At 54.0% G+C, this 22,604-nt stretch carries 21 protein-coding genes; 6 read left to right on the top strand and 15 right to left on the bottom strand.

Going from position 1 to position 22,604, the window contains the following annotated elements; all coding sequences use genetic code 11:
- Window positions 1–93: 93 nt before the first annotated feature.
- From IMCC3135_RS01395 to IMCC3135_RS01340, 12 genes are all read right to left on the bottom strand, one after another.
- Complete coding sequence (locus IMCC3135_RS01395; RefSeq protein WP_157735699.1) at window positions 94–2,247, bottom strand: HlyD family efflux transporter periplasmic adaptor subunit; 2,154 nt, start codon at window positions 2,245–2,247, stop codon at window positions 94–96.
- Window positions 2,199–4,013, bottom strand: coding sequence for an efflux RND transporter periplasmic adaptor subunit (locus IMCC3135_RS01390; protein ID WP_088915951.1), 1,815 nt, complete (start codon window positions 4,011–4,013; stop codon window positions 2,199–2,201). Before IMCC3135_RS01390 ends, IMCC3135_RS01395 begins: the two co-directional genes overlap by 49 nt.
- Window positions 4,014–4,100: 87 nt before the next feature.
- A complete protein-coding gene (locus tag IMCC3135_RS01385) occupies window positions 4,101–5,114 on the bottom strand; it encodes a HEAT repeat domain-containing protein (protein ID WP_088915950.1) in 1,014 nt (337 codons plus the stop codon).
- Between the two features lie 40 nt (window positions 5,115–5,154).
- The gene (locus tag IMCC3135_RS01380) at window positions 5,155–6,030 is read right to left on the bottom strand and encodes a peptidoglycan-binding domain-containing protein (RefSeq protein ID WP_088915949.1); all 876 of its coding nucleotides are present in this window, start codon (window positions 6,028–6,030) and stop codon (window positions 5,155–5,157) included.
- 254 nt (window positions 6,031–6,284) lie between these two features.
- A complete protein-coding gene (locus tag IMCC3135_RS01375) occupies window positions 6,285–6,737 on the bottom strand; it encodes a chemotaxis protein CheX (protein ID WP_088915948.1) in 453 nt (150 codons plus the stop codon).
- 39 nt (window positions 6,738–6,776) lie between these two features.
- The gene (locus IMCC3135_RS01370; RefSeq protein ID WP_088915947.1) at window positions 6,777–7,589 is read right to left on the bottom strand and encodes a CheR family methyltransferase; all 813 of its coding nucleotides are present in this window, start codon (window positions 7,587–7,589) and stop codon (window positions 6,777–6,779) included.
- Window positions 7,586–8,758, bottom strand: a complete 1,173-nt coding sequence (locus IMCC3135_RS01365; protein ID WP_157735698.1) for a protein-glutamate methylesterase/protein-glutamine glutaminase — start codon at window positions 8,756–8,758, stop codon at window positions 7,586–7,588. The genes IMCC3135_RS01370 and IMCC3135_RS01365 overlap by 4 nt, the downstream gene beginning before the upstream one ends.
- Window position 8,759: 1 nt before the next feature.
- A complete protein-coding gene (locus IMCC3135_RS01360) occupies window positions 8,760–9,146 on the bottom strand; it encodes a response regulator (RefSeq protein WP_088915945.1) in 387 nt (128 codons plus the stop codon).
- 121 nt (window positions 9,147–9,267) lie between these two features.
- Entirely contained in the window at window positions 9,268–9,729 is a 462-nt protein-coding gene (locus IMCC3135_RS01355) for a chemotaxis protein CheW (protein WP_088915944.1), read from the bottom strand.
- Entirely contained in the window at window positions 9,726–12,428 is a 2,703-nt protein-coding gene (locus tag IMCC3135_RS01350) for a chemotaxis protein CheA (RefSeq protein WP_088915943.1), read from the bottom strand. Before IMCC3135_RS01350 ends, IMCC3135_RS01355 begins: the two co-directional genes overlap by 4 nt.
- Before the next feature lie 106 nt (window positions 12,429–12,534).
- Entirely contained in the window at window positions 12,535–12,960 is a 426-nt protein-coding gene (locus tag IMCC3135_RS01345; RefSeq protein WP_088915942.1) for a response regulator, read from the bottom strand.
- A gap of 12 nt (window positions 12,961–12,972) precedes the next feature.
- Window positions 12,973–13,347 carry a hypothetical protein gene (locus IMCC3135_RS01340; protein WP_088915941.1) on the bottom strand — a complete coding sequence of 125 codons (375 nt, stop codon included), beginning with the start codon at window positions 13,345–13,347 and terminating at the stop codon, window positions 12,973–12,975.
- Window positions 13,348–13,777: 430 nt separating this feature from the next.
- Here IMCC3135_RS01340 and IMCC3135_RS01335 point away from each other — a divergent pair, with 430 nt between their 5' ends.
- Entirely contained in the window at window positions 13,778–14,308 is a 531-nt protein-coding gene (locus IMCC3135_RS01335; protein WP_088915940.1) for a hypothetical protein, read from the top strand.
- Between the two features lie 193 nt (window positions 14,309–14,501).
- Here IMCC3135_RS01335 and IMCC3135_RS01330 read toward each other — a convergent pair whose 3' ends face one another.
- The 3 genes from IMCC3135_RS01330 to IMCC3135_RS01320 are packed head-to-tail and all read right to left on the bottom strand — an operon-like array spanning window position 14,502 to window position 17,412.
- On the bottom strand, window positions 14,502–15,401 hold the full coding sequence (locus tag IMCC3135_RS01330; protein WP_088915939.1) for an N-acetylmuramic acid 6-phosphate etherase: 900 nt from the start codon (window positions 15,399–15,401) through the stop codon (window positions 14,502–14,504).
- Window positions 15,398–16,543, bottom strand: coding sequence for an N-acetylglucosamine-6-phosphate deacetylase (locus IMCC3135_RS01325; protein WP_088915938.1), 1,146 nt, complete (start codon window positions 16,541–16,543; stop codon window positions 15,398–15,400). Before IMCC3135_RS01325 ends, IMCC3135_RS01330 begins: the two co-directional genes overlap by 4 nt.
- Window positions 16,540–17,412, bottom strand: a complete 873-nt coding sequence (locus IMCC3135_RS01320) for a glucosamine kinase nucleotide-binding domain-containing protein (RefSeq protein WP_088915937.1) — start codon at window positions 17,410–17,412, stop codon at window positions 16,540–16,542. Before IMCC3135_RS01320 ends, IMCC3135_RS01325 begins: the two co-directional genes overlap by 4 nt.
- A gap of 132 nt (window positions 17,413–17,544) precedes the next feature.
- On the opposite strand from IMCC3135_RS01320, the gene IMCC3135_RS01315 reads away from it, so the two are divergent.
- The 5 genes from IMCC3135_RS01315 (at window position 17,545) to nagB (ending at window position 22,561) form a co-directional block, all read left to right on the top strand.
- Window positions 17,545–18,795 carry an ABC transporter substrate-binding protein gene (locus tag IMCC3135_RS01315; RefSeq protein WP_088915936.1) on the top strand — a complete coding sequence of 417 codons (1,251 nt, stop codon included), beginning with the start codon at window positions 17,545–17,547 and terminating at the stop codon, window positions 18,793–18,795.
- A gap of 163 nt (window positions 18,796–18,958) precedes the next feature.
- Window positions 18,959–19,903, top strand: a complete 945-nt coding sequence (locus IMCC3135_RS01310) for a carbohydrate ABC transporter permease (RefSeq protein ID WP_088915935.1) — start codon at window positions 18,959–18,961, stop codon at window positions 19,901–19,903.
- Window positions 19,900–20,739: a carbohydrate ABC transporter permease gene (locus IMCC3135_RS01305; RefSeq protein ID WP_088915934.1), complete on the top strand. Its 840-nt coding sequence runs from the start codon at window positions 19,900–19,902 to the stop codon at window positions 20,737–20,739. The genes IMCC3135_RS01310 and IMCC3135_RS01305 overlap by 4 nt, the downstream gene beginning before the upstream one ends.
- Window positions 20,739–21,785, top strand: a complete 1,047-nt coding sequence (locus tag IMCC3135_RS01300; RefSeq protein WP_088915933.1) for an ABC transporter ATP-binding protein — start codon at window positions 20,739–20,741, stop codon at window positions 21,783–21,785. The genes IMCC3135_RS01305 and IMCC3135_RS01300 overlap by 1 nt, the downstream gene beginning before the upstream one ends.
- Window positions 21,785–22,561 (top strand): glucosamine-6-phosphate deaminase, encoded by a 777-nt coding sequence (nagB, locus tag IMCC3135_RS01295; RefSeq protein WP_088915932.1) that lies wholly within the window; start codon window positions 21,785–21,787, stop codon window positions 22,559–22,561. Before IMCC3135_RS01300 ends, nagB begins: the two co-directional genes overlap by 1 nt.
- Window positions 22,562–22,604 lie beyond the last annotated feature (43 nt).

Below are 22,604 nucleotides of genomic sequence, written 5' to 3'. Positions count from 1 at the left end.
GCATTCATTTTCGAAATCCGACTCCTGGTGTTGTAAAAACTGCAGCAAGGAATGCACCTCGAAAGCAAATCTGTTACATATAACAGTTCCACGTCATGCTCCCAGATGCTTGATAAACAACTGTCTTGAGCCTCGCCACCAGCGCTTGCCCAAAGTTTCAGCGGGATGCTGCAAAGTAATAAAGGCACGCCCGCCCAGACCTTGCTCACCCATTGTGGGAGCTAGAGTCAATTCCAGATGAAAGATCTGCTCGCGTGTTTTGGCATCAGCCTGCCGCGACTCCATATCGATTCCGCCAAATCCTGCGTTTGCCAGCGCCAGACTGGGTAAACGGTTATTTGCTGCGGGTACCTGACGCGACAGGGTCGCCGGTAGTGAGGTTGTAATATCAGCCGCTAATCGTACATTCGCTTTGATCACACCGTTCTCCACCCTGCCTAGCTGACGTTGGTCGACTACAGCACGTACCACCAGAGCATCTTCTTCTATCAGGTAGAGTAGTAACTGTCCCTGTTCGATGTGCTGGCCTGTCAGCAGCTTGTTCTGGTCGAAGGCGATGCGACCGGCATGTGTGGCATAGACATTCAGTGCCTCGATCCGCTTCTGCAGGCGTACAGCAATGACTCGCTGCTGCTCGATCTCTACCTTGCGCTTGGCAGCCAGCTCAGGGGATGCACTGCGCAAGGCTGCATGTTGAAGCTCCAACAAGGCTATGGAGGACTCGTATCGTTGCAGCTCTATTGTCAACTCCGGCGAGGCCAGCTGCATCAAGTGCTGCCCCTTAACCACGCGTTCGCCATTAACGACGAACCAGCGTATCAACTGACCTTGCTCACTGGCGTAAATTTCAGCCTGCTCCGGAACCCAGAGAATTCCCTCGGCACGCGTGGAAGATGGCAAGGGGATTGCAATGACCGGCACCGCCACCAACAGACAAAGCAATACAAGCCTTGTGAACGCCCGTCGGCGCACCTGCTCCAACTGCACAGACAGAAACAGATAGCGAACCAGTCGCGGCAGAGGTTTGATGAACAGTGGAATAATGGAAAAGGCGGCAAGCACCATACCCAGCTCATGGAACTGACGAATCAGAAACAGACTGATCACCATAGACAGAACCACCCGATAACACAGACTCGCTACACCGTAGGGTAACAACCAGCGTCGCTCACCCACGGCTACGAACGGGCGAGACAGGCCTTTAGCCAGAAACAGATAACGCTTGAACAGATACTGCCAGTAGGCAACGGAGCGACGCGCCAGGCCCGGGCTATCCAGCAGGTCCTCAAGCAGATAATAGCCATCAAACTTGAGCAGTGGATTGGCATTGAAAACAAAGATGGAAACGCCACTCATGAGCACAATCGAGAACGCCATATCGGTGATGCCCCCTGGCTCCAGCACATACCATGAGAACAGTGCAACGCTGGCCAAGGTGATATCACTGAGCATGCCTGCTCCGGTCACCAGCAATCGATCCTTGCGGTGCGCCAGCGACCAGGCATTTGTCGCATCAACATAGGGAATGGGAACCAGCACCAGCAGTGAAATTCCAGCTTCCCTGACCTGACCGCCCAAACGCTGCAACGTCAGGCCATGCGCCAGCTCATGCATGCCTTTCAGACAGGGATAGATAATCAGGTATTGCCACCACTGCTCAGGCCTGGACAGCACTCGCTGCCAATCGAACATCAGACGTTCGCTGTCAAGAACCGCAATCACCGCAGCAATACCGGCCAGCAGAGCGATTGTCAGTAATGCAATTCTGCCGCTAACAGGGCTACTTATCCGGGCAAGCTTGCCAAGAAGAGGCGTAGGATTCAGCAATGGCAACTTGACCATCAGAGGGTTGAAGCCACCCGCTTTGGAAGCCCTGAGACTGTCCCCTTTTGCAGCAGGCATGCCATTCAACAAACCATGTCGATGCAACTGCGCAATCGACTCAAGTAGTGCCACTTTCCCAAAGGCAGCTTCATGTGCCTGCAACCATTCTGCCAGCGAAAGCTCACCGCGTAACTGCCTCAGTGCCGACCACAGGCGACAATCGACGCGCACAAACTGACCCGACACGGTGTTATGAAGCACGCTCCAGGTTCGCTTTCGAAATAGCTGTTCCTGCACACGCAGATGATGAGCCAGTCGCGGCTTGCACTGCAACATCTGCTTTGCGTACTCGCCTTCGCCTGTCATCTGCTTATTCAACTGCTCAGCCCCAATTTCCAGGCCAGCCAGACGCAACGCGACCATAGGGATCCGGTCCATTGGCGCAATCGCGATTCACGCCCCACCAATACCTTGCCAATACCCTTCATTCCCGGACGTAACACGCTTTGCTGCTCGTCAGGTACGGCGTAGACTTTGAAGGTGTTCTGCCCCTGGCTCGCCGTGGCTATCGGTATCACCATATCCACGCTAGCGTATCTGCGGTGTTTGGGATCGGCCGTCATCCTCAATGCCACGCTCTGCCCTGAAGATATCTCACCTATACGTCGTTCAGGCACTTGCAAAGCCAGTCGATACTGCTCGGCAGAACCGACTTCGAATAATATCTGGCCAGCCTTGACAGCCGAGCCCAGAGCATCCTCAACAGAATCACTCAGTACGATGCCGGCAATCGGTGCACGTAATTCATGACGTGCCAACTGTGCCTGCACCTGTTCCAATTCGGTCTGAATCAGCAGCCTGCTTTCGCGTAATGAACTGAGTTCGACCCGATCATGCATGGCCAGTGCGCTGAGATACTCCTGCTGATTTTTCTGCTCTTCCGCGCTCCATTTATCGGCCTGCCTCAGCAGGTCGTCAGCATCGAGCGTTGCCAGCAAATCTCCCTGTGCGATCCGATCGCCAGCTCTTGCCTGAACCGACTTAACAAATCCATCCAGAGGCGCTATCAGTGCGTGCCGTTCGGCCGCCTCGACATGCACTTCGGCACTGACACGCTTGTCTACCGGATAAAGCACAAAACCCAGCACGATGAGAAGCAGACACGCCTGTACCCATCGCATTCCGGTTACGTGTGTTCGCTGACGATAGCGCGCCAGCAAACGTCGCCAGACAATCTTGCGAACTGGCTCATCAAGTTCCTGTGCCAACCAGGCACTCTGAAAGGCCGGTACCAACTCCTGAGCCAGCTGCAGACGTACGCTGGTTGACAGCCTTTGACCTGCCGGCCGTAACATACAGATCATCAGCAGTTGCTGACGGACCTTGATCGGCACAACAAATCGTACCGGTAGTTCCACCGGATCCGAAGAAGCGACATCCCGGGATGAACTCACCCCAGGACCTGCCTCGTAGACAGGTGCCAGAGCTTGCATATCTGCCTGACAAAGGCCTTCCATGAACTCCGCCAATTTGCGTACGGCAGTACTGGTAGGGTCTACCCGACTTTGTCCGCAAACTGCAATGACACAAGCTTCATATCGTTTGCCCCGCCTTTGTTTCATCCAGGCAAGTGTGCATTGTGCACCATCGAAACGTAATGACAGCTGATCCAGCAGAGCCTGCACGCGGATCGGCTCTGCCAACGCCTGAGTATTGCACAGAGACTCTGGAATCGATTTGGGCGCCCCTTCAACCCAGAGCAGACTTCGCAATGCCCAGCTGGCTAGGCCCAGCAAAGTACCTTGCTGTTGTTTGTTCAACAGATCACTGATCAGCAGCAGTACCGAGGACACACCACCTTCATGGCGACTATCGGGAATCGGCAAGGCCAATATCTGCCCCTCCGGCGCCTCTGTCAGCAAGCGCTGCCGGCTGGTTGTGCGAGACGCGCGGCCAGCCAGAATCAAGGCCACATCCGGTACTGGCAATGAACCCGGATTGCGACTGATAACCAGTGGCTCACCCGAACTGTCAACACGCACCAACGCTATACAATGCGCCGCCGGCAACAATTCGCTCAACCACTGCAGCCATGCACTGATTTCTGAACTCTCCGCATGACTGCGCTCAACGAACTGATCCTGCCGTTTGCCTGAAGGCTCAATCAGTAGATTGTCAGCTGCGGGCATGAAACGTCAGACAGGAAGCAGAGTTTGAATACTCGGTGGAGCAACTATCCTGCCAAGCCGTTACCGCAGACAACTGTCGGACAACAATCAGCGAATAACGGTATCCAGCTCACGTTCCACGGTTTGCAGCTCGCTCTGTAGTTCAGCATTCAAAGCAAAGCTGCGCAAAGCCATGAGTGCGGCACGACGTGTGGCCTTCTGCTCATCAGCATTTCGCAAAACAATCAGCAAGGACTGGATCACCGTCTCGCTGGCATCCTCATGTCCGACCAGAGCATAGGCTGCTGACTCACGTACACGAGGCTCTGGGTCCTGCAGTGCATTGATCAGCACAGGTGTGTCTCGTCCATCGGTACTCCATCGTGACAGAATATCCAGACTGACACCCCGTACACCTGCATTTTCGTGGGAAGCCAGCAACGCCACTTGATCGCCGAGCAAGGCTCGACTGCCCTCATCAACAGTTCCCGGACTTGCCAGCACCGTCAGAGTGCTCATCAATACCTTAGGCTCGACTTCGGTTGCCAACAGACCCGAAGCAATGCTGCGTGCTTCAGTATTACCCGGTTGCACCTGTCGCAGTATCTGCAAACCCAGCTCACGCGACGTATCATTACCGGAGAAGATCAACTCACTGGCCAGCTGCGTCACATCCGCACCACCCGCCTCACCCAGCAAGCGTGCCAGCAAAGCAAGCCGCTCAGGATTTTGTTCCTGGCGGAACTCATCTACAAGCTGTAGCAGTAATGCCGGATCCGTCTTGAGGCGTGCGACCAGAGCTTCATAGTCTGCATCGCTCATCGCCGTCTGCGCAATCAGCGAAACATCCAGAGCAGGCAGTGCTGGCGGAGCCGTGGCAGTAGTGCCGCCAGTCGTTGCCTGCGGCGTAACAGTTACCGGCGCATTTATCGTTTGTTCGGCCACGGTGGAGAACGGTGAACCGTTCTCCACTGCAGAGCTGTCAGCTTTTGCCAGGCCCTTTGCAACATCAGGGCTTTCATTCACTACCCCGCGCTCTGCCCCTGGCGAATGCCAGAGCCAGAGCGTGACTGCAAGAGCAACCAGACCGGAGCCGGCCGCAACCATCAGTGACTTGGACATGCGCTGTCAACGGTTGAAACGGAAAGCCACACGCCGTATCTCAAAGTTCGTTAAATGGCGCTTCATAGGAGAAAGGCACCGATTCATCCTCATTGGGTTGATTGCGTGCCAGCGTCCACTGGCCACCGACTATCGTCAGACCACCATCGAATGTAGAAACATCCTGATAAAACATGGGTATACCGGCACAAACACCGTTACGAAAACCATATGTATCCGGCGTCTCATTCAATACTCCAGGATTCAACAGCTCAACTCGCTCATCCAGTCGTGCCCAAGTCTGGCGACCAACGACGCCATCAGCGACCAGTAACTCTTCCTCTTGAAATCTTTCGATTGCAGCTTCACTGGCAGGACCGTATTCACCGTCGGCAAAATTCGTATAGTCGTTGTCACCGGCATAGTCCGCATCTGTGGCAAAACCTGAGCAGTACAGCACACGCTGGATTCCAGCGGAGAACAGACTATCGGCAAACTGACCGCCTGCGGTGGTCGAGCGTCTCACGACGCAATTGTCGCTCCAGGCATCGTTTGAGGAGTTGTTATCGGTTCCACCTTGACTGCCGCAGGGGTTCTGCGCTGACACAGGCAATACCGTTTCGGCTTCTATCTGAGCTTCTGTCAGTAACGAGAAGTCATCCAGTCCATCTTCGTCCAGATCAACAAAGTTGTCGTCGGTGAAATCATTCAGACCATCGCCATCGGCGTCTTCATCATCAGCATTCAAGATGCCATCAAAATCGAAATCCTGCTCTCCGAGCGGGATTTCAGCACCCGGAATGAGATCTGGGTCTGTCCCTTCTGGATTCGTATCACTGCTGCTGCCACCACCACAACCCACCATCAGTCCGGTCATGGATGCAATCAACAGATATCGCCCGGCTTCTTTACCTAGCAATGAGGATTTTTTCAGCATGTCACACTCCAGTGTTTTACATCGCACGATTCATGTGTGCGTGCCGGAGCAGCCATGCTCAGGCTGAAACAGACACACACTCAAGTCAGGCGACCTGTTACCGGCCCGCCGAGACATGCAGTCTAATCCATCTGAGAATGCGAGAACCAACTGGTGTGAAATTTCACATGACTAACTGTTTCAAAGCAGGCCATTAATCTGCTAAAACAGCTTATTCAAAGTAATTTTTGTAAAATACTGTAAACAAGTAACATTCAGGCTGCTGCGGATTGACCTGTAGTAGCCTCCAGCATTGCCACGGCAATCGCCTGCTTACCGCAATTGAAATAATGCCATTTGACGTCCGGGCTAGTCTCGATGTCCTGCATGCAAACCATCGGCAAGCCCAGATTGCAGGATTCGGGCAACATGCATTTGATGCTCCCCCCCAGCATATTGGTGAACTCGGAAATAATATCGATACAATCCTGCCGATCAACTTCGCTGACATCCTTGAGAAATATATGTGATGCCGCACGGCTCAAGAACTTCACACTGGCCCGCACCTGAACACGACCATGCCACGCTCCCGATATCTGAATACCGGCATCCATGCATTCATCTCCCTCGATTTGCTCCGGCAAACCGATACTGACGGGCATCTCGAATACGGTCATGCAGACCACATCGATAGCATCGGCCAGCTCTTCCTCACTTAATGTTTTCATATCATTTCTTTCCCCGCACCAGGCTGAGCCACGTTCTGTTCAAGCAAGCTTGTAGTAATGACTGCTATCGGTCGTCACGCGCTGATAATTTGTGTTGAGGTTCAGTGTCGTCTCCGACAACCCCAGAAAAAGACAGCCTCCGGATCGCAGCACCTTAGTGGTGTTACCCAACATTCGGGATTTGACATCCGGATCGAAATAGATGAGTACATTGCGCATGAAGATGATGTCCATCTGCGGCAAATGCTCCCAACTTCCAATCAGATTCATCTGCTCGAAACGGATCGATTCTTTCAGAATCGGCTTTACCTCCCAGGCCAGGCCTTGCTGGGTAAAATATTTTGTCAGATACTGCATCGGAAGACCGCGATTGACTTCCAGTCGGTTGTATTGACCAGATTGAGCCTTGGCGACCACCTCAGCAGAAATATCGGTGCCAAGAATGGAAATTCTCGGCATCAGCTCAGGACAATGCTCGAGAATGGACATGGCTATCGTATAAGCTTCCTGTCCGGTGGAACAAGCCGCACACCAGATTCGTATCGTATCTGAATGACTTTTCGCTACGCGTTGCAACACATCCTTGCACAGTGTTTCAAAGGGATGAGAATCACGAAAGAACGATGTCTCGTTCGTCGTCATGGCATCCACCACACGGCAAACCATTTCTGGATCGTGCTTTCTGCGCAGTGATGATACGAGCTCAGGTATGTCTGAAAATTCGGTTTTTCGAATGAGCGACGTTAATCTGGATTCCACCAGATATTGCATATCAGGATCTATGGCTATTGCCGACTCCCGATAGACCAGATCCCGTACATAGTCAAAATCCAGGGCGCTTACCGGGTTCATGATCCATGCCCTCGCAAACCGCGCTGTCCATTCGCTTCCACATCACTGCTATCGTCCGACAAAGCAGTTGCTCTGGGTACGAACTTCCTACCCGGTGCTCTGACCCGATCAAGGATCGCAGTCGCCATTCTGTCCAGCGGCACCTGCGCTTCGGCCAGACCGGCCTGGGCAATCAGCCTGGGCATGCCCCAGACAACACTACTAGCCTCATCCTGGACAATAATGGTGGCTCCGGCGGTATACAGTACCTCCGAGCCCTTGAATCCATCTTGCCCCATGCCGGTCAATACAACTCCCAGACAGCGAGCGCCGTGTATGGCTGCTGCAGAACGAAACAGTGGATCCACTGAAGGGCGACAGGAATTCTCAAGCGGGTTCTTGTTCAAGCGGACAAAGTCATACAAGCCCACTCTTTCCAGCACCATATGAAAATCACCGGGAGCGATGTATACAGTGCCGGGTTCGAGTCGGTCTCCTGCCTGCGCCTCACGAACGCTGACCTTGCTGGCAGAGTTCAACCTTGCAGCCAGTTTGCCTGTGAACTCGGCTGGCATGTGCTGCACAATACAAACAGGTACCTCGAAGTCAGCCGGAAGCTGCAGCAATAACTTGGTCAAGGCATCAGGCCCGCCGGTGGACACCCCGATGACAACCAGTTCGAGATGATCAGCCGAACGCTTCAAATTGACAGGCAGCGGCATGGAATTTGGCGCAGTGTACATCTCAGATTGAGTAGCCTGTGGCTTTATGCTATTGGAGGCGAGACCACACAGTGCCTCGATCTTCGGTAGTAAATCATCACTCAACATGGAGCGGATACTGCTAACGCCGCCTGTTGAATCAGGTTTCATCGCATATTCATGAGCGCCCAGTGTCAATGCATCCAGTGCCGCGTCTGAACCTTCCGATGTCAGCGAGCTGACCATGATAGTTCGGACTTCTGGCCATTGGCGACGCAGCTCCAGCAAAGCCTGGATGCCATCCATTTCCGGCATCAGAATATCCAGAGTCACCACATCGGGACGCAAGGATTCGACCAACTGCAACGCCTGCTTGCCATTGGTAGCCACTCCCACGACTTCAAGTTCGGGATGTGTGTTTATGACATCAGACAACAGACGCTGATACATGCTTGAATCATCAACGACCAATACACGCTTGGTTTGCATTTCAAGCAGCGACCAGACCCAGCAATTTGAGTTTGTCGACAATGACATCTTCGGTAAATGGCTTCATGACGTATTCATTGGCACCAGCGGCCATCGCCTTGACGACGCGAGACATTTCCGTCTCCGTAGTCACCATCATCAACCATAGATCGCGGTAGGCGGGATCCGCGCGTACCGCTTTGACAAAATCGTAACCATTCATCAGTGGCATGTTCCAATCCACCAGTGCGATTGTAATGTCGTCATGCTGTTTCAGAAGCTCAAGACCTTCCAGGCCATTGACCGCTTCTGAGGTACGAAAGCCCACACCCGTCAGCATACGTTTGAGTATTGTTCGCACGGCCCTGGAATCATCGATTATCAAAGCGTGTACAGACTGTTGAGACATGGCTGTATTCCTGAAATTTTCGTCTATGCCTCGTCATTTTCATGCGAAACACATTAAATGTTAGCGGCAGCGGATCCTGACAACTGACCTCACCAATCGCACTTAAGTACCCATGGAGCTGTCAGGCAGCACTTTGCCGTCGATTCAGAACTTCGGAACTCACCACTTTTTTGATAGCCATGGTCAACAGCAGGGTATTGTCCAGTTTGTAGGCTCGCTGAATCAGCTCACGTGCCATGCCGCTCAGATTGTCCGGCGGTGCCTCGAAACTATCATCAGATAACTCAAGCACATCACCCACACGATCAGCCAGCAAACTGAAAGCACCCAGCGGTGTTCTGACCACGATGTTCATGGGGACTTCACCTTCGGCTCTTTCTGGCAACTCCAGCAAACTACGCAGATCAATGGCCGTCACAATCTGGCCCCGCAAGTTGATCAGACCCTTGACAACATCGGGTGCCAGTGCCACAGGGGTGATCTCCTGAAAACGGATAATCTCCTGAACCTGCTCCACTTCGATTCCGAAATAGTATTTATCCAGATAGAAAGTACAATAATTCTGTGGAGTTACTTGATTCATACCGCCTCCCTAAGCTCGACAATCAGATCGGCAGTCGACTTGATGAACTCCGATACATCGAACAACTCAGTAACCTGGCCATGAATGGCTGCAGTACCCAGCACACCAACCCGACTGGTCTTGCCACGCGTCGTCAGAACCTCATCAACCACATCAATGATTTCTGACACAATCAAGCCAACCTGACGCCCCTCATCACCAAACACGACAACCTGAATCAACTCTTTATCGGCAACCTCACCATCGCGTCCGGAGCGTCTTTCCAACAGGAAGTCGGATAACTTCACAAGCGGCAGAATCTGTCCTCGATACTGCACAACCGAGGCACCACCCACGGCTTCCGTCTGCTTGGTATCAAACTGTTCCAGTCGTGCTACCCGATTCAATGGAATCGCCAATCGACCATTGCTGGAAGTACTCACCAGCAGCAGAGTTTCACTTTTACCGGTTTTTTCCGAGTTATTACCCGTTGTCAGATTGGCTGCCCGATTCGGACTATCACTCATAACCCGTGCACGTTGACCAATACCCAGGGCATCAAGAATCAGCGCCACACGACCGTCCCCCATGATGGTGGCACCAGCGAACACCGGAATATTCTTGAGTGCCTCTGCCAACGGCTTCACGACGATCTCCTGTGTGTCGTTGATCTGATCGACCACCAGTCCAAAGCGACATTTATCCGCCTGTAACACCACGATATTCAATGCCCCTGGCTCAGGGGTTTTCAACCTTAACTCCTTATGCAAGTACACCAGTGGCAGCAACTGCCCACGGAGTCGATGCACCGGACAACCATGTATATATTCAATGGCGCGCGATTGAGCCTCCTCATCAATCCGGATCAACTCGATCAGGTTGACCTGTGGTATCGCAAACCGCTGCGCACCCGTCGTGACAATAAGCGCCGGTACAATTGCCAGCGTCAGGGGAACCCTTATCTTGAAGGTCGTGCCTCGTCCGACAACCGAATCCAGATCGATGGTTCCACTGATTTTCTCGATATTGGTCTTGACGACATCCATACCCACGCCGCGACCAGAAATATTGGTTACCTTTTCAGCCGTAGACAGCCCTGGTAGAAAGATCAGCTTGCAGATCTCCTGATCTGACATGCTGGCCCCTTGCTCGGCGGTTATCACACCATTCTCTATCGCCTTGTCCCTGATCCGTTCAGGTGGGATACCAGCGCCATCATCCGAGATCTCGATGTGCACCTGCCCTCCCTCATGAAAGGCTCGCAACAGCAATACGCCTTCAGCAGGCTTGCCAGCGGCAACACGCTGCTCAGGAGTTTCGACGCCGTGATCTACCGAATTTCTGACCAGATGGGTGATCGGATCTTTCATGGCCTCAATCAGGCTCTTGTCCAGCTCGGTGGACTTGCCTTCCATTTCCACACGAATCTGTTTACCGCATGATCGGGACAAGTCCCGCACAACCCGTGGCAGTTTTGCCCAGATACTGTGTATCGGCTGCATACGCGTCTGCATCACGCCTTCCTGCAACTCGCTGGTAATCAGATTGAGTCGCTGAGCGGCAGCCACCATCTGGGTGTTCTCATGGGATCCGATGTACTCAACGATTTGATTCCGCGCCAATACCAGCTCGCCAACCAGATTCATCAAGGCATCCAGAACAGGCACATCCACACGGATGGAAGCTTCCACCACCATGCCACCACTTTTTTCCCGGGAAGGCTCTGCGGGGGTTGTCTCTGTGGTTGCGGTTGCTGGCGCAGGCACAGCTGCAACTGGCGCTGCTTGCGAGGGTTCTGGTTTTACAGGTTCAGGTTCGGCACTGAAAACGTGTGCCCCAGCGCCCACCTCGATATCATCATTGACAACGACAACGGCCTCTTTCGCAATGCCGCCATTATCCTTCAGCTCACTCAATCGTTCGATCAGAGCGCCGTAGAGTTTCCTGCCGTCATGACCATTTTCCGAGATCTCGCCAAGCATGTCGCGGACAGCATCGACCATCAGCAGCAAGCCATTGGCAATGTCTTCGCTCATGCTGTACTTGCCGTCGCGCAGCTTGACCAGTAAGTTCTCACCGACGTGTGTCACTTTTTCCAGCTTGTCAAAACCGAAAAAACCGCAAGTACCCTTGATGGTATGCATGGAACGGAATATGGACGACAGTAGCTCGCGATTGTCCGGCTCTCCTTCCAGCTCGATCAGCTCACTATCCACGCGGTCCAGATTTTCGTAGCTTTCCTGCAAAAAATCCTTGAGCACCTCTTTCATTTCGTCGTCGAGTTCAAGCACAACAGGCTCCCCGACCAGCTCATCCGAATCTGAACTTACAACTGGTGCTGCTTCCGTGAGGGTATCATTGCTTTCAAGTCGCTTGATCAGGCCGCTGTAGTCGCCTTCTTCGGCCTCCGCTGTAGCAACCAGATCCATCAGCTCCCGAAGAGAGTCAGCCAGTTCAAGTAACAGCCCGACCTTATCCTTGTCCGGCACAACCTCGCCGGAGCGCAATCTATCCAGCAAACCTTCACCCGCGTGTGCCACAAGCTCAATCGTAGTCAGGCCATGGGCTCTGGCGGCAGCCTTGACCGAGTGAATGATCGCAAACATGCTGGACAGGGCTTTATCATCCTGGGCGTTCTTCTCCAGGCTGATGACGTCCAGGTCCATCTGATTAAGACTGTCCTGACTTTTTGTCAGAAATTCTTGGAGCGTATCAAACATAAAACTAATGTCTCGGTATCTGTAACCTGCCGCTAGGGAAAACCTTAACCCTGATCAGCTATCGACACGATGGAGAGACACTGAACTACTTGCTGCATCACGGGCGTTAGATAATCTTTGCCGGTATGATTTCCAGCTTCTCTTCGAGTAATACGCCTAGCTGTTTCCTATCGCATATCAACTGCTTTTCCAATGTTTGCACGTTCATTGACGCCAGTAACTTGCTGTCTTCGAATGAAGGCGAAACAGCTGAGCACAGGTACACCGATGTGCGTGAAAGATCCGAGCAGGCGTGCAATTCTGTGATGAATTCAAGACCTGTTATTTGTGGCATGTAAAAATCAACCACCAGTAACTTCGGTGTGTTGATTCTCAAATACGCCAGGGCTTCATCGGCGTTTGTGAATAATGTCGATTGATACGAACTCTTCTTGACAATCCAGGACACTATTTCGACAGTCAGCTTGTCATCATCAACCAGAACAAGTTCATTGACCAAGTTACCCACGGCAGCACGTGCTGGAGAATTCATGAGGGCTCCGATCTAATTCTGAGAGGAAACTTGCCACACGCCTTCACTTTGAAGACGTTCCTTGAGTTTGGCCACAGAACCGCACATCCGGGAAAGGCAAAAACGACAATCTGCTTCCAATGTCATGAGCCGAGCACTACGTGCTTCGTCTGTAAATCCGTCTTTTTGCTCGAGAGTCTCGTTATACAGATCTCTGAGCTCCTGGAAGCTTGATTCCAATGCCGAACTGTAGCCATTGATTATGGTCAACGAAGCCCGTATATCGTGATCATTCATGCCCGTGTCAGACTCACCTAGCCGCAGTTTCTCGACTGCGGCCCGGACAATAGGGTCCTTATCGCTCCCCTCTTGCAGCTCACTCTCTGGTTCAGCACTATCCAGCTTCATGTATTAGCACCTTTCGTTTTTGCAATTAAATATCGCGTAGTTGGCAGCAAACAGCTAATCATGCCGCCTCGCCAATCTCCTATCGACCAGCAGAGGCTCATGCTTGATCTGTGAAATGGCCGAAAAAAGCTAAATGCCATATGTTACTCATGCTCTAACCCCCACCACTGCTACGATTCACCTATATCCGGGCAGTTTGTGAAAGGTTTGTAAACTATGTACTTCACAGAGTCATATTCCTCGTCCCAGCAGATGCCGGTAGTATCATTCGCGTTAAAGACACAACCCGCAAGGCCCCCTACATCCTAGTGGTGCCAGAAGTTGCAAAACCCATGGAGTTACACATGTCATTCTATCTGATGAATTCGACCAGCAGCCCTGCCGCTACTGATGCCTTGATCGACACTGCCAGTCAACAGGTAGCAGTCTGATGAAATGGTTAATACCTCTGGCAGTCGTTGTTGTACTAGCCTGGTTTGGCAGACAGTATCTGAGCAACAACGACGCAGGCGATGCCGTTGCCACAGCTCAGAACACGGCGTCCCAAGTCACCGAACAAGCCACCGAGCAAGCCACCGAGCAAGCCACGACAGTGAGCGCCGAGGCACTTCAAGCGGCTAAAAATGCCGCGCCTGCAGGTGTTGATCTGAGCAAGATAACCAGCGCACTGGAAGGTGTGTTCGGTTCGACAACAGAGGCGCTTTCAGGCATTACAGACGTCGAATCTGCCACATCGGCCGTGCCAGACATCAAGGCAGCAACGGCCCCACTGAGTGGCCTGAGTGATGTCATCACACGTTTGCCAGAAGCTGCCAAAGGTCCTATCAGTGCTGTTCTCAACAATGGCATTGCAGCCTTGCAGCCCTTGATCGAGAAAGTAACTGCCATTCCCGGCGTAGCCGAAGTAGTACACCCGATCATCGGGCCAACACTGGAGAAGCTGCAGGCATTGGCCAACTAAGCCACCGCCTGAATAATGAGTGCGGTGGAGCATGCAAACCCATGAATGGTTTGCTGAATGCTTCACCGCACCAGGAAAACTTCAGAAAGACTACTCCGTCCCTTTCCTGATCAAGCTGAATAACAGTTATACAAGCCCTTGAGGGATCGCGAAGCAAGTAACTATCCGTTTCATGCCCCGCCGCCGCCTCCCCCTAAGCGTTAATCTCCGCCATTGCTGCTCGCAATGAGCCTTGGTGACTATCGAGTCGTTGCCGACCGACCTCTGCCGTGTCACCCAATGCAACCAGCGCTGCCAACTTTACCCAACCGCCAGCCGCTTCAATAGCCACAGCGGCCCGCTGGTCATCAACATCAGGCAATACCCCTTGTAACAAACGGATTCGCCGCTGATCCAGCTTTTTGTTGACGGCAGCCATGTCCACCATCAGATTGCCATAAGTCCGGTTCATGCGGATCATCAGGTTGGTGCTGAAAAGATTGAGAGCAATCTTCTGAGCCGTTCCGGCAGCCATACGCGTCGAGCCTGCCAGCACTTCTGCACCACTATCCAGCCAGATGGGACATTCAGCCGCACGTAACAGTCGTGTATCCGGATTGTTAGACATACCGATTGTCAGCGCACCGCGTTTGCGTGATGCCTCCAGCCAGGCACAGCTCCAGGGCGACGAGCCACTGGCTGCCAGAGCGATGACAACATCATGCTCACCAACGGCGGCTGTTGCCACATCAGCCATGGCTGCATCCGCATCGTCTTCAACACCCTCAACACTGGCCAACAAAGCCTCACTGCCACCTGCCATGCACAGCAGCAAACGCTCATGCGGCCAGCCGTAGGTGGGCCACATCTCTGCACCATCCTGAACCGCCAATCGGCCTGAGGCGCCAGCACCAGCAAGAATCAACCGCCCATGCCCGCTCTGCAGACGATGTGTCGCCGAGACGACGGCAACATCCAGCGAGTCTCTGACCTGACGAACAGCATCAACGGCACGCTGTTGACTGTCGAGCAGAGCATCGAGAATCTGGACGTTGGATTTCAGATCAAGATCCTTCGAAGCAGAATCAATACTTTCAGTGGGCGCAAGGTTCATGGCAATGTCTCCAGGGTATGCCGAATTCCATTGAGCCAGAGGGCATCCGGCTCATCGTTATTGATTTCAAGCCAACTGGCATGCGCCTCAGGCGCAATGAGGCCATAGTCTGTGCGCTGTAACCACTGCGCTGGCACCGTGCTGCTCAAGCCGGCAATCTCTGCCCAACTCAGACCCCAGCCACGCAGCACCTGAACAGAACGCTGCTGAGTCAGACAACTGCCAGCCAAAGTACCATCGGGCAGTTCGACACGATGACCGGTCTTGCTGATGGTCAGGGAACCCAGCTGGTACTCACCGTCGGGCATGCCGGCGGCGGCGGTCGCATCGGTAATACTGTAAAGACCGTCTATAGAGCGTCTGGCAGCATCAAATGCCGCCTTGTCCACATGGATGCCATCAGTAATGACTTCCGCATGTGTGGCATAGGCAAGCGCTGCAACGGCAGCACCACCCCCGCGATGCAGAACCGGACTCATGGCATTGTATAGATGAGTAACGCCAGCCCCTGCCGCCATGGCCTGTGCAGCCTGAGCCCAGCTGCACAAGGTATGACCAATCTGTGCCCTGACCCCGTAACGCTGACATAGCCCGGGCACTTGCGTGCCCGGATCCAGTTCGGGGGCGTAGGTTATGACCTTGACCAGCCCCGTCTTGAACCAGGTTTCCAGCTTTGCAAGATCCAGTGGTGCTGGAAAATTCGGTTGTGCGCCCAGTTTGTCGGGACTGATGAAAGGCCCTTCCAGATGCACTCCAAGCAAACGGGCGCCGCTCAGTGTTAGTGATTCATCCCCCGCCTGACTGTCACGGGTGGATAGCTCAAGCTGCTTTGCCACACGAGCCACGCTCGCCAGGAAGTCATCAATAGCCTCCAAGGGTGCCGTGACCGAAGTTGCCAGCAATCCTGCTGTGCCATGCCGGGCATGCGTGTGCAGTACGGTGCGTAGAGCCTCGTCGCCTTGCATTACATCAGCCCCACCGCCGCCATGCACATGCAAGTCCAGTGGCGCAGGAATGAAAAGAGGCCCCTTGGCACCGGCCGCATCCGGACGAAATCCGCTGACCATTCTGTCGTGCAGACACACCCCATCAAACCAGCCATCGGAACGCAACCAGCGGCCAAGTGTTTCTGTTGCCCTCATGTTGTTTCTCCCTTCTCACTGATTCGTGACAATTGCCACAGTCCCCTCAAGGCATCACCCTGTGCCGCTGCCACCCGCGACCCCAGACGTTCAACCAGCAACTCGCGCAGCTGCTCCCCCACGCCTCCGACGATATAGACCGGCAAGTTTTCAGGTGCCAGACTCACCAGCGACAAAGCATGCTCGGCGGCCTCTTGCAGGATCGACAAGGCCAGTTCATCACCCTGTGCAGCATGTTCGAAAACCAGCGGTGCCAACGTTGCCAGCTCACCTGATCGACATTGTGTGCTCCATTGCTGGATGGAGGAGATGTTGTTGCCGATGCGCTCCTCGGCGACTTTCATGAGCGTGCTTTCATGGCGCTTGCCATCAAAATGCCAGAGATAGCACTGCACCAGTCGTAAACCAAACCAGGCGCCTGAAGCTTCATCACCTGCCGGAAAACCCCAGCCACCCACCATGCCCGGCTTGCCCTGATCATCCAGCCAATGCAACACACTGCCGGTACCGATGGCCAGACAGACTCCGGGCCGACCACCACTGGCACCCATCAATTGCGCATGACCGTCGGTTACCAGTGTGCAGTCCAGACTGCCGGGCATCAGAGACAGAAACTCGCGCCGCCGACTCTCCTGCAGCGAACCTGCCAATCCCAGAACCAGCTTGTCCGGCAACCAGTCAGCAGCCAACTGCAACACCTGCCGCATTTGAACCATGCCTTGCTCCACGTGCTGCCAGGCCTGCGTGACACCTAGCGACAAGCTGGCATGTTCGTTCACCGTTATCCGCGCAAGCTCCCCACCTGCCTCATCAAACGCTGCCAGACGACAGCGGCTGCCGCCGCCGTCTACCGTCATGATCACCGCCATGCCATCGATCCTGTGTTGTCGTGAAAACGAAGAGAACAGATTAAGCCATTCGAAGTTTGATTTTACGCACGATCACAAAGGCGATAGTATCCAGTGACTGTTTGGCAGGAACCAATGATAAAGGAGAACTCCATGCGCGCATTCGCACTCAACACGGCAGCAATGATTGTCGGTATCAGTCTGTCAGGCATCGCCCTGGCCGACAAGACCGTTATCTCCATCGAGAGCTGGCGGGCTGAAGATCAGGCTATCTGGGATGAAAAGATTCTGCCCGCATTCGAATCGGAACACCCGGACATCGAGGTGCAGTTCAAACCCACCACCGCCACTGAATACAACGCCGCCTTGAACGCACGCCTGGCGGGCGGTACCGCAGGTGACATCATAACCTGCCGCCCGTTTGACAACGCATTGGCTATGTACGATGCCGGTGATCTGGCTGATATCAAAGATCTGCCAGGCCTCGAGAATTTTTCTGACGTTGCCAAAAGCGCCTGGTCCACTGATGCAGGCGATGCAACTTTCTGTGTTCCCATGGCCTCGGTCATCCATGGCTTCATGTACAACAAGGACGCCTTTGCAGAGTTGGGAATCGAGGTTCCAAAGACCGAAGCCGAATTCTATGCAGCACTCGACAAGATCAAAGATGAGGGTAGCTACATACCCATGGCCATGGGTACGAAAGACCAATGGGAAGCGGCCACCATGGGCTACACCAATATTGGCCCAACCTACTGGGCAGGCGAAGAAGGTCGACTGGCTCTGCTCAAGGGCGAGGCCAAGTTCACTGACGAGCCTTTCGTCGAAGGCTTTCGCCAGATGGAAAAGTGGATTCCGTATCTGGGTAACGGCTATCAGGCTCAATCCTATACCGACAGCCAGAACCTGTTCACGCTGGGTCGTGCCGCCATCTATCCCACGGGATCGTGGGAGATCACAGGCTTTCAGGAGTTTGCTGAATTTGAATTGGGCGCATTTGCGCCACCTGCCAAGGATGCTGACAGCAAATGCTATATCAGTGATCACACTGACATTGGCATCGGCATGAATGCAGCCAGCAAGAACCAAGAAGCGGCCAGAACCTTCCTTGAATGGACAACGGGGGCCGAATTTGCGGCACTGCTGACCAATGCGGCACCGGGTTTCTTTTCACTGGGCACTCACGAGATCACGGTAGAGAACGATCTGGCCAAGGAGTTCATTGCCATGCGTGAGCAATGTGAACCGACTATCCGTGTGGCTCACCAGATACTGTCTCGCGGCGAACCTGCGCTGGGCAATCACCTGTGGACGCTGACAGCGAACGTCATCAACGGCAGCATGACACCAGAAGCCGCCGCGGCCGATGCTCAAGCCAATATCGATGGCTGGTACAAGCCCTGAGTTCTGAGTTGCAACCGGTGCGTCAACGCTACGATACGACGTTGACGCACCCGCTTTTGCATTCTGAAAACCCGATCTCAACATTCATGCAACTCCAGCGATTCAGTCACACAAGCCCAGGTCTATGGAGATTCTCAAGTCCGCTGACGGGAGTATCTGACCAGTGAACCCGACCTCAAAACCTGTCGCCACCCACAAGGCTGCAAAGCGCTGGTACATCTTCGTTTTTCTGGCACCGGCCACGCTGATCTACACCGTCTTTGCCATCTACCCCATCATCGAATCGCTGCGTCTTTCACTGTACGTAAGCGCCGATGGGGCAGACAAATTCATCGGTCTTGCCAACTACACAAAACTACTTGGCGAACCGTACTGGGCTGAGCAGTTCTGGAATGCCTTCAAGAACAATGTCCTGTTGTTCCTGCTGCACATGCTGATCCAGAATCCGATTGCACTGACACTGGCCGCGCTACTGAGCATTCCCACCCTGAAGGGTGCCGCCATCTATCGCACGGTATTCTTCCTGCCCACCCTGCTATCGGTGGTGGTGGTGGGATTCATCTGGCAATTGATGCTCTCACCCACCTGGGGCGTCACCTCCTCAGCCATGCAGGCACTGGGTATCGGACACTGGTTCCAACCCTGGTTGGGGCTGGAGAGCAGCGCCCTGCTCACCGTCACTCTCATCTCTATCTGGCAATACGTCGGCATTCCGCTGATGTTGTTCTACGCCGCCCTGCTGAACATTCCCGAAGAGACCATCGAGGCTGCACGCATCGATGGTCTGAACGGCTGGTGGATATTCTGGAAGGTCAAACTACCCTTGATCCTGCCCACACTGGGCTTGGTGGGTATCCTGACCTATATCGGCAACTTCACTGCCAGCTTCGACATCATTTATACGCTGCAAGGTGGTCTGGCAGGCCCTAATTTCTCCACCGATGTCATGGGCACTTTCCTGTTCCGCAGCTTTTTCGGCTTTCAGGCGCAACTGGGAGATGAACATATGGGAGCCACAGTCGCCTCCGCACTGTTCTTCATTATTCTGATCGGCGTGGGCTTCTACCTGTTCGGTGTCCAGCGCAAACTGCAACGGTACGATTCATGAGCCGCACTCGCAATGCAATCGGCAGCGCCGGTATCCACACCGTCCTGTTGTTGTGGACGGCACTGGCCCTGTTCCCGCTGGTCTTGATCGTCATCAACAGCCTCAAGTCTCGCAAGGCCATATTCAGAGATCCTCTGGGACTGCCCACCGGGGATGCCTTCTCGTTCAAAGGCTATGAAAGCGTACTGACAAACAGCGATTTTCCGATGTATTTCGGCAACAGTCTGACGGTCACCTGCGTCTCGCTGTTTCTCATACTGCTGTTTGGCGCCATGGCGGCGCACGCCGTATCAGAGTACGAGTTTCGCGGTAACAGCCTCATCAGCATCTATCTGATTCTGGGCATCATGGTGCCCATTCGACTGGGTACCGTGGCGCTGCTGAATCTCATCGTCGAGCTGGGACTGGCCAACACGCTCACCGCCCTGATTCTGGTTTATACCGCGCAAGGCTTGCCAATCGCCATCTTCATTTTCTCCGAGTTCCTGCGTTCCGTATCTCGCGAAATCAAGGACAGTGCACGCATCGACGGACTCTCCGAATACCGGATCTTTCTGGAAGTCGTGATCCCGCTGGTTCGGCCAGTCATTGCCACCGTTGCAGTTTTTTCCATGATTCCCATCTGGAACGATCTGTGGTTCCCGCTGATTCTTTCCCCTGGAGAGGAGACGCGCACCGTGACACTGGGCGTTCAACAATTCATCGGGCAATACACCGTCAACTGGGGAGCCGTACTCGCGGCCCTGTCAGTGGCCATTCTGCCGGTACTCGTCATGTATGTGATCTTTTCGCGCCAGTTGATTCGCGGCATTACTTCAGGAGCAGTGAAAGGCTGATGGCAACGCTTGAACTCAAGGGAGTCGAGAAATTCTTCGGCAAAACGCAGGTCATCCACGACATGAACCTGTCGGTGGACGATGGCGAACTCGTGGTTTTCGTCGGCCCCAGTGGCTGCGGAAAATCCACCTTGCTGCGCATGATCGCAGGCCTGGAAACCCTGAGTCAGGGGGAAATCCATATCGATGGTCAGCGTGTGGATTACCAGCCACCGTCAAATCGCGGCATTGCCATGGTGTTCCAATCCTACGCGCTTTATCCTCACAAGGATGTGCGCGGCAACCTGGGCTTTTCACTCAAGCACGACAAGGTTGAAAAAAACGAGATCGAGCGCCGCGTTAACATCGCCGCTGACATTCTCGGCCTGCAGGACATGATGACTCGCAAGCCCCGCGAACTCTCCGGTGGTCAGCGTCAGCGAGTGGCCATTGGTCGTGCCATCGTGCGCGAACCAAAGGTTTTCCTGTTCGATGAACCGCTGTCAAATCTGGATGCGGCTCTGCGGGTGCATATGCGTGTCGAGATACTCAAGCTACATCAACGCCTCAAGAACACCATGATCTACGTCACACATGACCAGGTAGAGGCCATGACGCTGGCAGATCGTATCGTCGTGTTTCGCGCAGGCCGGGTTGAACAAATCGGTACACCGCTGGAGCTTTACCGGACGCCAGCCAATCGGTTCGTGGCAGGCTTCATCGGCTCACCCGCCATGAATTTTCTGGAGGTCGACTGCCTGAATGGCCAGATCTTGCTGGACCAGCGTGTCGTCTGTCAGAGCTCACAGAATAACGGCAAACTCACACTCGGTGCCCGACCCGAACACCTGCAGGTTGATGAAAACGGTGCCTTTCAAGGCACGGTCCAGGTGTTTGAACACCTGGGTGGAGAGGCCTTTGTGCACCTGACGCTGACCAGTGGTCAGCCCATGGTCGCCAAACTGGATGGCGAGCATCTGTTCAGACCCGGTGACAGTTGCACGCTGGGCATAGCCCCTGAAAAATGCCATCTGTTCGATGCTGACGATCTGCGAATCTCACAGTAATGGAAGTCATCATCCGGCCCGATGCCACTGCCGCCGTGGAGCTGGTTGCGCAATTGATTCAGAATCGAATCGCCAGCTGCCCCGCCTCGGTTCTGGGGCTTGCCACCGGTCGCACCATGGAACAGGTGTATGCCAGCCTGTTGCGGCGCGAGGTCTCATTCGAGCACTGCACCAGCTTCAACCTGGATGAATACATCGGCCTGGCCCCCGATGATCCGCAATCCTACCGGCATTACATGCAGCAGCATTTCTTCTCCCATTCAGATTTCTGGTCAGATAACACGCATGTGCCCGAAGGCGATGCCGAGGACCTGCAACAGGCAGCCAAAGACTATGAAGAGCTGATCCGTAACGCCGGCGGTATTGATCTGCAATTGCTGGGCATCGGCGAGGCCGGTCATATCGGTTTCAACGAACCCTTGTCAGCCATCATGTCCCGGACCCGTGACAAATGCCTGACCCCCACAACCCGTCGACAAAACGCTGCCATGTTTGGTGGCGACCCGGAGCAAGTCCCCAAAAGAGCCCTGACGATGGGGGTTGGCACTATTCTGGAGGCACGCGAAATCATCCTGCTGGCCACCGGCGAGGCCAAGGCGGCCATCATCGCGCAAGCGGTTGAAGGGCCCATCACCTCCATGGTGAGTGCCTCGGCCCTGCAACTGCACCCTCATTGCAAAGTGGTCGTGGATCACGCTTCGGCCTCTCAATTGCAAGGTAGGGAATATTATGATTTTGTTTTCAACAATGAACCGGAGTGGGCGGCTTTTCGATAGGTCATGATTCCTGTCGCATTCAGCCGGCGTTCACGTTCACTGT

The sequence above is a fragment of the Granulosicoccus antarcticus IMCC3135 genome (assembly GCF_002215215.1).
In the GTDB taxonomy this organism is placed as follows: Bacteria; Pseudomonadota; Gammaproteobacteria; order Granulosicoccales; family Granulosicoccaceae; genus Granulosicoccus; species Granulosicoccus antarcticus.
Note: the sequence above shows the minus strand (reverse complement) of the source record. Positions and strands in the feature narration are given on the sequence as shown.

What these genes read in the sequence shown, in the direction of transcription:
- IMCC3135_RS01395 (WP_157735699.1), bottom strand. Translation starts at nt 2,247, where the DNA reads ATGGTCGCGTTGCGTCTGGCTGGCCTGGAAATTGGGGCTGAGCAGTTG.
- IMCC3135_RS01390 (WP_088915951.1), bottom strand. Translation starts at nt 4,013, where the DNA reads ATGCCCGCAGCTGACAATCTACTGATTGAGCCTTCAGGCAAACGGCAG.
- IMCC3135_RS01385 (WP_088915950.1), bottom strand. Translation starts at nt 5,114, where the DNA reads ATGTCCAAGTCACTGATGGTTGCGGCCGGCTCCGGTCTGGTTGCTCTT.
- IMCC3135_RS01380 (WP_088915949.1), bottom strand. Translation starts at nt 6,030, where the DNA reads ATGCTGAAAAAATCCTCATTGCTAGGTAAAGAAGCCGGGCGATATCTG.
- IMCC3135_RS01375 (WP_088915948.1), bottom strand. Translation starts at nt 6,737, where the DNA reads ATGAAAACATTAAGTGAGGAAGAGCTGGCCGATGCTATCGATGTGGTC.
- IMCC3135_RS01370 (WP_088915947.1), bottom strand. Translation starts at nt 7,589, where the DNA reads ATGAACCCGGTAAGCGCCCTGGATTTTGACTATGTACGGGATCTGGTC.
- IMCC3135_RS01365 (WP_157735698.1), bottom strand. Translation starts at nt 8,758, where the DNA reads ATGCAAACCAAGCGTGTATTGGTCGTTGATGATTCAAGCATGTATCAG.
- IMCC3135_RS01360 (WP_088915945.1), bottom strand. Translation starts at nt 9,146, where the DNA reads ATGTCTCAACAGTCTGTACACGCTTTGATAATCGATGATTCCAGGGCC.
- IMCC3135_RS01355 (WP_088915944.1), bottom strand. Translation starts at nt 9,729, where the DNA reads ATGAATCAAGTAACTCCACAGAATTATTGTACTTTCTATCTGGATAAA.
- IMCC3135_RS01350 (WP_088915943.1), bottom strand. Translation starts at nt 12,428, where the DNA reads ATGTTTGATACGCTCCAAGAATTTCTGACAAAAAGTCAGGACAGTCTT.
- IMCC3135_RS01345 (WP_088915942.1), bottom strand. Translation starts at nt 12,960, where the DNA reads ATGAATTCTCCAGCACGTGCTGCCGTGGGTAACTTGGTCAATGAACTT.
- IMCC3135_RS01340 (WP_088915941.1), bottom strand. Translation starts at nt 13,347, where the DNA reads ATGAAGCTGGATAGTGCTGAACCAGAGAGTGAGCTGCAAGAGGGGAGC.
- IMCC3135_RS01335 (WP_088915940.1), top strand. Translation starts at nt 13,778, where the DNA reads ATGAAATGGTTAATACCTCTGGCAGTCGTTGTTGTACTAGCCTGGTTT.
- IMCC3135_RS01330 (WP_088915939.1), bottom strand. Translation starts at nt 15,401, where the DNA reads ATGAACCTTGCGCCCACTGAAAGTATTGATTCTGCTTCGAAGGATCTT.
- IMCC3135_RS01325 (WP_088915938.1), bottom strand. Translation starts at nt 16,543, where the DNA reads ATGAGGGCAACAGAAACACTTGGCCGCTGGTTGCGTTCCGATGGCTGG.
- IMCC3135_RS01320 (WP_088915937.1), bottom strand. Translation starts at nt 17,412, where the DNA reads ATGGCGGTGATCATGACGGTAGACGGCGGCGGCAGCCGCTGTCGTCTG.
- IMCC3135_RS01315 (WP_088915936.1), top strand. Translation starts at nt 17,545, where the DNA reads ATGCGCGCATTCGCACTCAACACGGCAGCAATGATTGTCGGTATCAGT.
- IMCC3135_RS01305 (WP_088915934.1), top strand. Translation starts at nt 19,900, where the DNA reads ATGAGCCGCACTCGCAATGCAATCGGCAGCGCCGGTATCCACACCGTC.
- IMCC3135_RS01300 (WP_088915933.1), top strand. Translation starts at nt 20,739, where the DNA reads ATGGCAACGCTTGAACTCAAGGGAGTCGAGAAATTCTTCGGCAAAACG.
- nagB (WP_088915932.1), top strand. Translation starts at nt 21,785, where the DNA reads ATGGAAGTCATCATCCGGCCCGATGCCACTGCCGCCGTGGAGCTGGTT.